Source organism: Agromyces mediolanus (assembly GCF_044917495.1).
In the GTDB taxonomy this organism is placed as follows: Bacteria; Actinomycetota; Actinomycetes; order Actinomycetales; family Microbacteriaceae; genus Agromyces; species Agromyces mediolanus_B.
This window is the reverse complement of the sequence record NZ_JAVSSI010000001.1, coordinates 471,832-484,020: the sequence shown is the minus strand read 5'-3', so window position 1 is coordinate 484,020 and position 12,189 is coordinate 471,832. Positions and strand designations below refer to the sequence as shown.

Here is a 12,189-nt window from a genome sequence, read left to right as displayed (position 1 = left end):
CCGTTCCGGCGGCGGTCATGATTGGCACGGTGCGCGGGCCTTGCGTAGAGTCGGCTCGCAGGAGTCCCGAGAAGGAGCAGCGTGGCATCGAACGACCGGCAGGCGCGCGAAGAGCGCGCGCGGCTTCGCACCTACCAGGCACGGCAAGAGGTCCACACGCGCAAGCAGCGCCGCCGGACGCGCGACAACGTGATCGCGGTCCTCGCGCTCGTGGTCGTGCTGGTGCTCGCCACCGCCGCGCAGCTGTTCTACTTCAGCGGCGGCCCCGGAGCGCCCGAGGCGGCCCCGAGCGAGACGCCCGCGCCCACGGAACCGGCCGGTGAGAACCAGGGCGACGTGCCCCCGGCCGACCTCGCCGAGGGGCGCACTTGGACGGGCACGCTGACGCTGAACGGCATCCCCCTCGGCGTCGAGCTCGACGGCGCCGCAGCGCCGCAGGCGGTCTCCTCCGAGATCAGCCTCGCCCAGGCCGGGTTCTACGACGGCGTCGGCTGCCACCGGCTCACCACGTCCGGGCTCTTCGTCCTGCAGTGCGGCGACCCGAACGGCGACGGCACCGGCGGTCCGGGCTACAACTACGGACCGGTCGAGAACGCCCCCGCCGACGGCCTCTACCCCGCGGGCACGATCGCGATGGCGCGGAGCACCTCGCAGTACTCGCAGGGCAGCCAGTTCTTCATCGTCTACGAGGACACGACGCTGCCTGGAGACACGGGCGGCTACACCGTGCTCGGCACAGTCACGAGCGGCCTCGACGAGCTCCGCACCGCGGTCATCGACGCCGGCGTCGCCGGTGGCGCCGGCGACGGCGCTCCCGCGGTGCCGGTCACGATCGACTCCTTCACGCTGCAGTGAGCGGCCGGCGGCGACCTCAACCCGTCGCCGCCGCGACCCGCACCCCGCTCCGGAGGTGCAATAGGCTTGATGTCGCACCGCCGCCGTCAGGCGGCACCTACCGACCTACGACAGGGTGAGGCCGTGACCGAATCAGATCAGCAACCGTGGGGCCGCGTCGACGAGACGGGCACGGTCTTCGTTCGGACCGCCGACGGCGAACGGGCCGTGGGCGAGTACCCCGACGGCACCGCTGAGGAGGCCCTCGCCTACTTCGAGCGCAAGTACGCGGACCTCGCCGGCGCCGTCGGCCTCCTCGAGCAGCGCGTCCGCCGCGGCGCTCCCGCCGCCGACGTCGCCAAGGCCGTCACCGCCCTCCAGGAGTCCGTCGCCGATGCCCGCGCGGTCGGCGACCTCGATGCGCTCCGCACCCGCCTCGATGCCCTCTCGGGCACCACGCAGGAGCTCAACGAGCAGCAGCAGGCCGAGGCGAAGGCGCAGCTCGCCGACGCCATCGCCGAGCGCACCGCGATCGCCGAGGCAGCCGAGGCGCTCGCCGCCCAGGACCCCGCGAAGACGCAGTGGAAGCAGACCTCGGCGGAGCTCGACGCGCTCTTCGCGCGCTGGCAGCAGCACCAGCAGAACGGCCCGCGGCTCCCGAAGAACGACGCCAACGAGCTGTGGAAGCGGTTCCGCACGGCGCGCTCGACGATCGAGACGCACCGCAAGGCGTTCTTCGCCCAGCTCGACGGCGCGCACCGCGAGGTCCGCGCACGCAAGCAGCAGCTCATCGAACGGGCCGAGGCGCTCGCACCCCGCGGCGCCGACGCGGTCGGCGACTACCGCGCGCTGCTCGACGAGTGGAAGGCCGCCGGCCGTGCTGGCAAGAAGGTCGACGACGCGCTGTGGGCGAAGTTCAAGGCCGCCGGCGACGTGCTCTTCCACGCGAAGGCGGAGATCGACGCCCGCGACGACGCCGAGTACCGCGAGAACCTGGAGCGCAAGCTCGAGCTCATCACCGAGGCCGAGGCGCTCCTCGCCGAGAAGGACCCGAAGCGCGCCCGCCCGACGCTGAACGCCATCCAGCTCCGCTGGGACGAGATCGGTCGCGTGCCGCGCGACCAGGTGCGCGTCATCGAGGACCGCCTGCGCAAGGTCGAGACGCACGTCCGCCAGCTGGAGGACGAGCGCTGGCAGCGTGAGGACCCGGAGAAGAAGGCGCGCTCCGAGGGCATGCTGGGGCAGCTCCAGGACGCGATCGCGAAGCTCGAGGCCGAGCTCGCCGCCGCGGAGGCTGCGGGCGACGCGAAGGCGATCGCCGAGGCCCGCGAGGCGCTCGAGGCCCGGCAGGCCTGGTTGAAGGCCGTCGGCGGCTGAGCCGCGCCCTCCGCTGACCCGACGGCCGGGACGTTCTCCACAGAACGTCCCGGCCGTCCCTCGTCCGGCCGTCGCACGGGCAGACTCGGTCCATGCCCCGAATGCCCGACGTCCTCGACACCGATGAGTTCTCGCTGCCCGAGCTCTGCGCCGCGCGCCTCGACGGCGAACTCATCCGGGTGCTCGGGCGCTGGATGCCGATCGATACGCCCGACCTCCCGGCGGTGCGCGCCCGCGTCCTCGGCGGCCGGTCGACCGGCCCGGTGATCGAGGGATGGTCGGCCGCGTGGGTCCACGGCGCGACGCCCGTCCCGCCGCGAGTGGCCCAGTTCTGCGTCCCGCACGGCGCACGGGTCGCCCGGCCGCGCGATCCCGAGGTGGCCCTCCGCGAAGTCTCGATCGCCGAGACCGACATCGTCCGCGTGGGCGGGCTCCGCTGCACCTCCGGTGAGCGCACCGCCTACGATCTGCTCCGCGATCCCGTGCTCGGGCCCGAGGTCGTGGAGGTGATCGCCGCGCTCATCGACGACGGGGCGGTCTCCGCGGCCCGGTTGCGCGAGCGGTTCGCACCAGAGCGCCGCGTGCCGCACCGGCGCCTGGCGCTCGTCCGCCTGTCGGAGGCGATCACGCGCCTGGCGTCCCGGACGGAGTCATCCGCCCGGATCCACGACCCGACGGAGACTAGCCGTCGCTGACGCGGTAGACGTCGTAGACCGCGTCGATGCGCCGCACGGCGTTCAGCACCCGGTCGAGGTGCGTGGTGTCGCCCATCTCGAAGACGAAGCGGCTGAGCGCGAGGCGATCGGTCGACGTCGTGACGTTCGCCGAGAGGATGTTCACGTGGTGCTCGGAGAGCACGCGCGTGACGTCGGAGAGGAGTCCGGCGCGGTCGAGCGCCTCGATCTGGATCTGCACGAGGAACACGCTCTTCGAGCTCGGCGCCCACTCGACGTCGATCATCCGCTCGGGCTCGCGCAGCAGCGACTGCACGTTGTGGCAGCTCGCCTGGTGCACCGACACTCCGGCGCCGCGCGTGACGAAGCCGACGATCTCGTCGCCCGGAACCGGCGTGCAGCACCGCGCGAGCTTCACGAGGATGTCGGGCGCACCGCGCACGAGCACACCCGAGTCGCTGTTGCGCGGCAGCGGACGCGACCGGACGGGGATCTCGAGCTCCGGCTCGTCTCCCCCGTCGACGTCGCGCACGAGCGCGACGACCTTCTCGAGCACCGACTGCGTCGACACGTGCCCCTCGCCGACGGCCGCATACAGCGCGGAGACGTTGTCGTATCGCAGCTGCGCCGCGACCTCCGCGAACGACTCCTGGCTCATCAGCTTCTGCAGCGGCAGGTTCTGCTTGCGCATCGCGCGGGCGATCGCATCGCGCCCCTGCTCGATGGCCTCGTCGCGCCGTTCCTTCGTGAACCACTGGCGGATCTTGTTCCTCGCCCGCGCCGACTTCACGAAGTTGAGCCAGTCCTGGCTGGGACCCGAATCGGGGTTCTTCGAGGTGAACACCTCGACCACGTCACCGCTCGACAGCTCGCTCTCGAGCGGCACGAGCCGCCCGTTGACCTTCGCGCCCATCGTGCGGTGGCCGACCTCCGTGTGGACGGCGTAGGCGAAGTCGATCGGGGTGGCGCCGGCGGGAAGTCCGACGACGCGGCCCTTCGGCGTGAAGACGTAGACCTCCTTCGCCCCGATCTCGAAGCGGAGCGAATCGAGGAACTCCCCCGGATCCGCCGTCTCGGCCTGCCAGTCGGAGATGTGCGCGAGCCACGCCATGTCGGTGCTGCTCTGCTTCTCGTCGACGCGGCCGCTCGCCATCCGCTCCTTGTACTTCCAGTGCGCCGCGACACCGTACTCGGCGCGCTGGTGCATGTCGTGGGTGCGGATCTGGATCTCGACGGCGCGCCCCTTCGGGCCGATCACCGTCGTGTGCAGCGACTGGTAGAGGTTGTACTTCGGGGTGGCGATGTAGTCCTTGAACCGGCCCGGCACCGGCGTCCAGCGAGCGTGGATCGCCCCGAGCACCGCATAGCAGTCGCGCACCGAGTTGACGAGGACGCGGATGCCGACGAGGTCGTAGATCTCGTCGAAGTCGCGGCCGCGCACGATCATCTTCTGGTATATCGAGTAGTACTGCTTCGGCCGACCCATGACCTTGCCGCGGATCTTCGCGGACTTGAGGTCGTCGTTCACCAGGTCGATCACGTTCTGCACGAACTCCTCGCGCTGCGGCGTCCGCTGCCGCACGAGGCTCTCGATCTCGGCGTAGAGCTTCGGGTAGAGCACCGCGAAGGAGAGGTCCTCGAGCTCCCACTTGATGGTCTGGATGCCGAGGCGGTGCGCGAGCGGGGCGTAGATCTCGAGCGTCTCGGTCGCCTTGCGCGTCGCCGAGGCGGCGGGGACGAAGCCCCACGTCCGCGCGTTGTGCAGCCGATCGGCCAGCTTGATGATGAGGACGCGGATGTCCTTCGACATCGCGACGATCATCTTGCGGACCGTCTCGGCCTGCGTCGAGTCGCCGTACTTGACCTTGTCGAGCTTCGTGACCCCGTCGACGAGCATGGCGATCTCGTCGCCGAAGTCCGCGCGGACCTGGTCGAGCGTGTACTCGGTGTCTTCGACGGTGTCGTGCAGCAGGGCCGCGGCGACCGTCTTGGAGCCGATGCCGAGATCGGCGAGGATCTGGGCGACCGCCACCGGGTGGGTGATGTACGGCTCGCCGCTCTTGCGCTTCTGACCCTGATGCGCCCGGTCGGCGACCTGATATGCACGCTCGATGAGCGCGAGGTCGGCCTTGGGATGGTGCATGCGCACCGTGCGCAGCAGGGTCTCGACCGCACCGGAGGGCTGCGCCTTGGAGAAGATCCTCGGCACGAGACGGCGCAGGGACGCCGTGGAGTTCACTCCCGTCTCGGTCATCTCAGCACCTCCAGGCTTCCATTCCTACCACTGTCGGAGGCCCCTGGAGCCCGCCCGGCAGTCCCGGGCTACGCTTCGACGGCGACGGCCGAACCCGCGCGCTCGCGCTCCTTCAACACCTTCTGGTCATGCCGCCGGATCGCCGGCTCCCCCTCCCGCAGCTGCGAGTAGAGCGGAGCCGCGACGAACACCGTCGACCAGGTGCCCACCAGGATGCCGATGAGCAGCGAGAGCGAGATATCCCGCAGCGTGTCGGCGCCGAGCACGCCCGCGCCGATGAAGAGGATCGCCGCGACCGGCAGGGCCGCGATCACGCTCGTGTTGATCGAGCGCACGAGGGTCTGGTTCACGGCGAGGTTGACCGACTCGGCGAAGGTGCGGCGCGACTCGTCGCCGTCGTCCGCGGTGTTCTCGCGGATCTTGTCGAACACCACGACGGTGTCGTACAGCGAGTAGCTCAGGATGGTGAGCACACCGATCATCGCGGCCGGTGAGATCTCGAAGCCGACGGCGGCGTAGACGCCGACCGTGACGATCAGGTCGCCGACCAGCGCGATGATCGCGGCGAGCGACATCTTCCACGTGCGGAAGTAGATCGCCATGATGATGCCGGCGAGCAGCAGGAAGGCGATGAGGCCGACGATCGCCTGCCTCGTGACGTCGGCGCCCCAGCTCGGACCGATGAAGCTCGAGGTGACCTCGCTCACGGGCACGTCGTACGCCTCCGCCAGCGCGGCCGACACGTCGTGCGAGTCCTGCTGCGAGAGCTGGTCGGTCTGGACGCGGACGCCGCTGTCGCCCACGATGGTGACCTTCGCGGTCGCGTCGGGCACCACGCTCTCGACGGCCTTCGTCGCCGGTTCGGCCGTCGCGTTCTGCACGTTGGTGATCTGGAACTGCGATCCGCCGAGGAACTCGATGCTGAAGTTCACCCCGCGCACGAGCGGCACGGCGATCGACAGGATGACGAGCACCGCGGCGATCACGTACCACTTGCGCCGTCCGCCGACGAAGTTGAACGAGCGCTTGCCCGTGTAGAGGTCGTTGCCGAAGGTGGTGAGACGGCTGGCCATCAGGACTCCTTGCCTTCGCTCGTGGAGCTGAGCTGCTCGGCGGCCTTGCGCTCCGCGATCGTCTGCCTGCGCTGCGCTTCCTTCGAGCTCGACGCGGCCTTCTTCGCGGGCACCGAGGTCGGCTTGCGGAACTCCGCGCGGCCGCGGTAGACCGCGCCCAGCGCGTTCGGGTCGAGCCCCGACAGCGGATTACCGCCGGAGAAGAAGCGCGTCTGCGCGAGCAGCTGCAGCATCGGGTGGGTGAACAGGATGACGATCACGACGTCGATGATGGTCGTGAGGCCCAGGGTGTAGGCGAAGCCCTTGACGCTGCCGACCGCGAGGATGAAGAGCACGATCGCCGCGAGCAGGTTCACGCCCTTCGAGGCGAGGACGGTGCGGAAGGCGCGCTTCCAGCCCGCCTCGACTGCGCCGACCAGCGGTCTGCCGTCGCGCAACTCATCTCTCACGCGTTCGAAGTAGATGATGAACGAGTCGGCCGTGAATCCGATCGCCACGATCACCCCCGCGATGCCGGCGAGCGAGAGGCGGTAGCCCTCGCGCCACGACAGGATCGTGAGCATCAGGTACGTGATGATTCCGGCGATGATCAGCGAGGCCACGGTGACCGACGCGAGCGCCCGGTACTGGAAGATGCTGTACAGCACGACCAGGATGAGGCCGATGAGGCCGGCGATCAGACCGTTCTGCAGCTGCTGCGTGCCGAGCGTCGGCGAGATGGTCTCGGACGACTGCACCGTGAAGCTGATCGGCAGCGCGCCGAACTTCAGCTGGTCAGCGAGGGCCTTCGAGGTCTCCTGCGTGAAGGAGCCGGTGATCTGCGGACGACCGTCGGTGATGACGCCGTTCATCGAGGGCGCCGAGATGACCGCGCCGTCGAGGACGAAGGCGAACTGGTCGCGCGGCGTCTGGCCCTTGAGCCCGTAGAGACGGGTCGAGACGTCGGCGAAGGCCTTCGTGCCCTCGTCGTCGAAGACGAGGTTCACCGCCCACTGGCCGGTCGAGGCGCCGTTCTGCGTCGTCACGACGCCGTTCGTCGCGTCGACGATGTTCGCGCCGCTCACCTCGACCGGGCCGAGGATGTACTTCGCCGTCCGGCTCGCGTCGCACGTGACGAGCGGCTGATCGGCGGGAGCGACGTTGGCGTCGGGGTCGTCGAGGCTCGAGCACTGGAAGGTGTCGAACTCGTTCTGGAGCGCCGGGGTGATCCACGACGGATCGCTCGGATCGGTCGGCTCGACCGTCGGAGTCGCCTCGAGGCCGGCGTCGTCGCTCGGCGCGGGCGACTCGCTCGGGCTGATCGACTGATCGGTGGCCGCGCTCGCGAGGAGCACCGGGCGCAGCTCCAGCTTCGCGGACTGCTCGATGCGGTTGCGAGTCTGCTCGTCGAGCTCGCCCGGGATGCGGACGACGACGTTCGAGCCCTCGGTGTTGATCTCCGGCTCCGCGACGCCCGAGGCGTCGACGCGCTGGCGGATGATCGAGACCGCCTGGTCGAGCTGCTCCTGCGACGCGGTCTGACCGGACTCGAGCTTCGGCTCGAGGATGATCTGCGTGCCGCCCTCGAGGTCGAGTGCGAGCTTCGGCGTCCACGACCCGCCGCCCCAGATCACGCCCGCGGCGTTGATCGCGAAGAGGCCGACGATGATCACGCCGAGCCAGCTCAGCGACCGCCAGGCCTTGCGAACAGGGGTCGGCCGTGATGACCGCTTCGGTGCTGCAGCCACGTGCTCTGCTTTCTCTGCGTCGGCCCGCGCAGCTGTGCGCGGGCCGAGCCAGTGGGAACGGGGGGGGTCAGTCCTCGGACTTCTTGGGCGACTCGTCGCCCTTCGGCGACTCGTCGGCCGCCTTCGGCGCCTCGTCGGCGCTGTCGTCGATGCGCTCGCCGAACTCGGGCTCGCCGTCGATCGACTCGATGGCCGGTGCGTCGGCGCCCTCGGCGGGCTCCACGACCCGGGCGATCGTCTGACGGTGCAGCGTGAGGACGGTGCCGGGGCTCACCTCGAGCTCGGCACGGTTCTCCTCTTCGTCGATGGAGACGATCGTGCCGAAGACGCCGAAGTTCGTCATCACCTTCGCGCCCGGCTGCACCTTCGACTGCAGCTCGCGCGCCTCGGCCTGGCGCTTCCGCGAGTTGCGGAACATGAAGAAGATCAGCACCGCCAGGACGGCGAGCATGATGAGAGTCAGCGGATCGAAGGGCATGAGCTGGGAAACCTTCCGGTGCGCGCATCGGCGCGCGAAGTCAGAGACAAGGGGGCCGAAGCCTCCTTGGATTATAGGTCATCGATGGGGAGTGCCTGCTCGACGCCCGGCGCCTGCTCGGCGAGACCGAAGTGGCGCCACGCTGCGGGCGCCGCCACGCGTCCCCGCGGGGTTCGCGTGATGAGCCCGATGCGCACCAGGAAGGGCTCGACGACCGCTTCGATCGTCTCCGCCTCTTCACCGACCGACACCGCCAGGGTGTTGAGTCCGACGGGACCGCCCCCGAACCGCTCGAGCAGGATGGTCATGACCGCGCGGTCGAGCCGGTCGAGTCCCAGCGCGTCGACGTCGTAGAGCTCGAGCGCCGAACGCACGGCCTCGAGATCGGCGGTGGCACCGCTGCCTCCAGAGTGCACGAGCGCGTAGTCGCGGACGCGCCGCAGCAGCCGGTTCGCGATGCGCGGGGTGCCCCGGCAGCGCCCCGCGATCTCCGCGAGCGCCTCGCGGTCGATGTCGAGACCGAGCATCCGAGCGGCCCGCTCGAGCACCTGCTCGAGCTCGGCCCGGTCGTAGAACTCGAGGTGGGCGGTGAAACCGAAGCGGTCGCGGAGCGGGTTCGGCAGGAGGCCGGCCCTCGTGGTCGCGCCGACGAGGGTGAACGGCGCGAGATCGAGCGGGACCGAGGTCGCGCCGGCGCCCTTGCCGACCATGATGTCGATGCGGAAGTCTTCCATCGCGAGGTAGAGCATCTCCTCGGCCGAGCGGGCCATGCGGTGGATCTCGTCGATGAACAGCACCTCGCCGGGCACGAGCGAGCTCAGGATGGCCGCGAGATCGCCCGCGTGCTGGATCGCCGGCCCGCTCGACATGCGCAGCGGCCGGCCGCCCTCGTGCGCGACGATCATCGCGAGAGTCGTCTTGCCGAGCCCGGGCGGGCCCGCGAGGAGGATGTGGTCGGGGGTGCGCTGCTGCAGCTGCGCAGCGGTGAGCAGAAGCTGGAGCTGCCCGCGCACCTTGCTCTGCCCCACGAACTCCTGCAAGCTGCGCGGCCGGAGCGCGCCCTCGAAGGCGAGCTCCGCGTCGGAGGCGAGCTCCGGGTCGGTGAGATCGAGGCCGTCGTCGTGGCTCATCGGGCACGCCCGCTCTGCTGCGCCGGACCGAGCCGCGCGAGCGTCAGGCGCAGCAGCGTCGGCACGGATGCCGCATCGGTCTCGCTCGCCGCCAGGATCGTCTCGTCGAGGGCTTCGGCGGCGATCTTCTCGGACCAGCCGAGCCCGGTGAGCGCGGCGAGCACGCTGTCGCCGATGCCCCCGCTCGCGACCGGCGCGCTCGCCGCACGGGCGGTCGGCGCCGCGAGCTTGCCCGTGAGCGAGACGACGATGAGCTTGGCGGTCTTCGGGCCGATGCCGCTCACCTTGCGGAATGCCGCGTCGTCCTCCCGGTGGACCGCCTCGGCGACCTGGTCCGGCGAGAGCACCGAGAGCACGCCGAGCGCGGACTTCGGACCGACGCCGTTCACCCCGACGAGCAGCTCGAAGACGTCGAGCTCGTCGCGGGTGGCGAAGCCGAACACCGTGAGCGAGTCCTCGCGCACGATGAGCGCCGTGTGGACGGACAGCTCCTCGCCCACCCGGCTGGCGAGCACGAGGGCCGGAGTGGTGTTGACCTGGAAGCCGACGCCGCCGACGTCGATCACGAGGGTGTTGCCGGCTGCGACGAGCACGCGCCCGCGGAGGGAGGAGATCACTCCTTCACCCTACGGGCCGCCCCCGACACCGCCGCGGAGCGCTCCGCGGCGAGCCACGCCCGCTGCGCCGGGGTGAGGCCCGAGGCATCCTGCCCGCCGGCCGCACCCGCCAGGCCGCCGCCCGAGGCCGCGTCGCGGACCGCCGCCCCGGCGACCCCGCCGGTGCGCCAGGCGTGGCAGATCGCGAGCGCGAGCGCGTCCGCGGCATCCGCCGGCTTCGGCACCTCCTCGAGACCGAGGATGCGCGCGACCATCGCGCCGACCTGCTTCTTGTCGGCGCGTCCGTACCCGGTGATCGCCGCCTTGACCTCCGACGGCGTGTGCAGTGCCACCGGGAGCTCGCGGCGGGCGGCGATCAGCATCGACACGCCGGAGATCTGGGCGGTGCCCATGATCGTCGAGACGTCGGAGCGGGCGAAGACCCGCTCGAGCGCCACCGCCTGCGGCCGGTGCTCCTCGAAGATCGCCTCGAGGCCGTCGGCGATGCGGGCGAGCCGTCGCTCGATCGGCGCATCGGTCGGCGAGCGGAGCACGACGACGTCGACGAGCCGCGCACGGCGGTTCGGCTCGACGTCGACGACGCCGACGCCGCAGCGGGTGAGCCCGGGGTCGATGCCGAGCACCCGCATCGCGATGCGCCTACTCCGCCTCGAGCTCGGCCTGCACCTCGGCGGTGAGGTCGAAGTTGCTGTAGACGTTCTGCACGTCGTCGCTGTCTTCCAGCGCGTCGATCAGGCGGAACACCTTGCGCGCCGTCTCGGCGTCGATCTCGACCTTGAGGTTCGGCACGAACTCGATGTCGGCGGACTCGTAGTCGAGCCCGGCCTCCTGCAGCGCCTTCCGCACCTCGACCATGTCGGAGGGATCGGTGATGACCTCGAAGCCGTCCGCGTGGGGCTCGATCTCCTCGGCGCCCGCCTCGAGCGCCGCCATCATGACGTCGTCCTCGGTGGTGCCCTCGCCGGTGACGACGATGACGCCCTTGCGGGTGAAGTTGTACGCGACCGATCCGGGGTCGGCGAGCGTGCCGCCGTTCCGGCTGAGGCCCGTGCGCACCTCGGCGGCGGCGCGGTTCTTGTTGTCGGTCAGCACCTCGACCATGAGGGCGACCCCCGAGGGGCCGTACGCCTCGTAGGTGATGCTCTGGTACTCGACCGCCTCGCCGCCGATGCCGGCGCCGCGCTTGATCGCGCGGTCGATGTTGTCGTTCGGAACCGAGGTCTTCTTGGCCTTCTGCACGGCGTCGTACAGGGTCGGGTTGCCGTTCAGGTCGGCGCCGCCGAGCTTGGCCGCGACCTCGATGTTCTTGATGAGCTTGGCGAAGGACTTCGCGCGACGCGCGTCGATGACGGCCTTCTTGTGCTTCGTCGTGGCCCACTTGGAATGCCCGGACATGCTGCTCCTGGATCGATTGCCCGGCGGGGGCGCCCGCCGGGCTCCCATTCTACGGCAGCGTCGCCGCCCGCCCCGGGAAGCTCGCGCTCACGTCAGCAGCTTCTGCAGCGTGCGCAGGTTCCGGTTCGTCGTCGTCGGCTTGAACCTCGCCTTCGCGACGAGCTTCGAGAAGGCGCTGTCGATGCCGACGGCCCGGCGGCAGTGCCAGTAGACGACCTGCTCCCCCGCCGCGATCGACTCGTCGGCCGGGTCGAGCGTCGGCGCGGCCGCGAGCAGCTCGGCGATCGGGGCCGGGTCCGAGGCGAAGAGCACGTACGGATGCCAGCCCTCGCGGCTCGCGTCGAAGGGGAACGCCGCGACGATCTCCGCCAAGCGCTCCCGGGAGCAGAGCACGATCCAGGCCTCGTACCCGAAGCGCTCGGAGAGTCCGGCCTCGATCCGCTCCTTCAGCCGTCGCTCCGCCGCGGCGCCCTCCGCGTCGGCCTCGAAGGCCACGTTGCCGCTCGCGAGCACCGTGCGGACCTGCTCGAAGCCGAGCTCCGCGAAGCAGTCGCGGAGCTCCGCCGAGCGGATGGTGATCCCGCCGACGTTGACGCCGCGCAGGAGTGCGATCCAGGTGCCCATACGGCG

At 70.5% G+C, this 12,189-nt stretch carries 12 protein-coding genes; 3 read left to right on the top strand and 9 right to left on the bottom strand.

Annotated features, from left to right (window positions below; all coding sequences use genetic code 11):
- The first annotated feature begins 81 nt into the window (after positions 1–81).
- The 3 genes from ROT00_RS02320 (at position 82) to ROT00_RS02310 (ending at position 2,906) form a co-directional block, all read left to right on the top strand.
- Positions 82–855, top strand: coding sequence for a peptidylprolyl isomerase (locus tag ROT00_RS02320; protein ID WP_404772025.1), 774 nt, complete (start codon positions 82–84; stop codon positions 853–855).
- A gap of 123 nt (positions 856–978) precedes the next feature.
- A complete protein-coding gene (locus ROT00_RS02315) occupies positions 979–2,211 on the top strand; it encodes a DUF349 domain-containing protein (RefSeq protein WP_404772024.1) in 1,233 nt (410 codons plus the stop codon).
- 92 nt (positions 2,212–2,303) lie between these two features.
- Complete coding sequence (locus ROT00_RS02310; protein ID WP_404772022.1) at positions 2,304–2,906, top strand: hypothetical protein; 603 nt, start codon at positions 2,304–2,306, stop codon at positions 2,904–2,906.
- On the opposite strand, the gene ROT00_RS02305 is transcribed toward ROT00_RS02310, so the two are convergent.
- The 9 genes from ROT00_RS02305 to ROT00_RS02265 all read right to left on the bottom strand — a co-directional run bounded on the left by ROT00_RS02305 (position 2,893) and on the right by ROT00_RS02265 (position 12,183).
- Positions 2,893–5,139, bottom strand: a complete 2,247-nt coding sequence (locus ROT00_RS02305; RefSeq protein ID WP_404772020.1) for a RelA/SpoT family protein — start codon at positions 5,137–5,139, stop codon at positions 2,893–2,895. The two genes, ROT00_RS02310 and ROT00_RS02305, sit on opposite strands and share 14 nt — an antisense overlap.
- A 68-nt stretch (positions 5,140–5,207) precedes the next feature.
- Positions 5,208–6,212, bottom strand: coding sequence for a protein translocase subunit SecF (gene secF / locus ROT00_RS02300; protein WP_404772019.1), 1,005 nt, complete (start codon positions 6,210–6,212; stop codon positions 5,208–5,210).
- A complete protein-coding gene (gene secD / locus ROT00_RS02295; protein WP_404772017.1) occupies positions 6,212–7,939 on the bottom strand; it encodes a protein translocase subunit SecD in 1,728 nt (575 codons plus the stop codon). The genes secF and secD overlap by 1 nt, the downstream gene beginning before the upstream one ends.
- A gap of 67 nt (positions 7,940–8,006) precedes the next feature.
- Entirely contained in the window at positions 8,007–8,390 is a 384-nt protein-coding gene (gene yajC / locus ROT00_RS02290; RefSeq protein WP_404772016.1) for a preprotein translocase subunit YajC, read from the bottom strand.
- A gap of 98 nt (positions 8,391–8,488) precedes the next feature.
- Positions 8,489–9,547 carry a Holliday junction branch migration DNA helicase RuvB gene (gene ruvB / locus ROT00_RS02285; protein WP_404772014.1) on the bottom strand — a complete coding sequence of 353 codons (1,059 nt, stop codon included), beginning with the start codon at positions 9,545–9,547 and terminating at the stop codon, positions 8,489–8,491.
- Entirely contained in the window at positions 9,544–10,164 is a 621-nt protein-coding gene (gene ruvA / locus ROT00_RS02280) for a Holliday junction branch migration protein RuvA (protein WP_404772012.1), read from the bottom strand. Before ruvA ends, ruvB begins: the two co-directional genes overlap by 4 nt.
- The gene (gene ruvC / locus ROT00_RS02275; protein WP_404772011.1) at positions 10,161–10,793 is read right to left on the bottom strand and encodes a crossover junction endodeoxyribonuclease RuvC; all 633 of its coding nucleotides are present in this window, start codon (positions 10,791–10,793) and stop codon (positions 10,161–10,163) included. The genes ruvA and ruvC overlap by 4 nt, the downstream gene beginning before the upstream one ends.
- A gap of 10 nt (positions 10,794–10,803) precedes the next feature.
- Positions 10,804–11,559, bottom strand: coding sequence for a YebC/PmpR family DNA-binding transcriptional regulator (locus tag ROT00_RS02270; protein ID WP_404772010.1), 756 nt, complete (start codon positions 11,557–11,559; stop codon positions 10,804–10,806).
- A gap of 87 nt (positions 11,560–11,646) precedes the next feature.
- Positions 11,647–12,183 (bottom strand): DUF1697 domain-containing protein, encoded by a 537-nt coding sequence (locus ROT00_RS02265; RefSeq protein ID WP_404772008.1) that lies wholly within the window; start codon positions 12,181–12,183, stop codon positions 11,647–11,649.
- Positions 12,184–12,189: the final 6 nt, after the last annotated feature.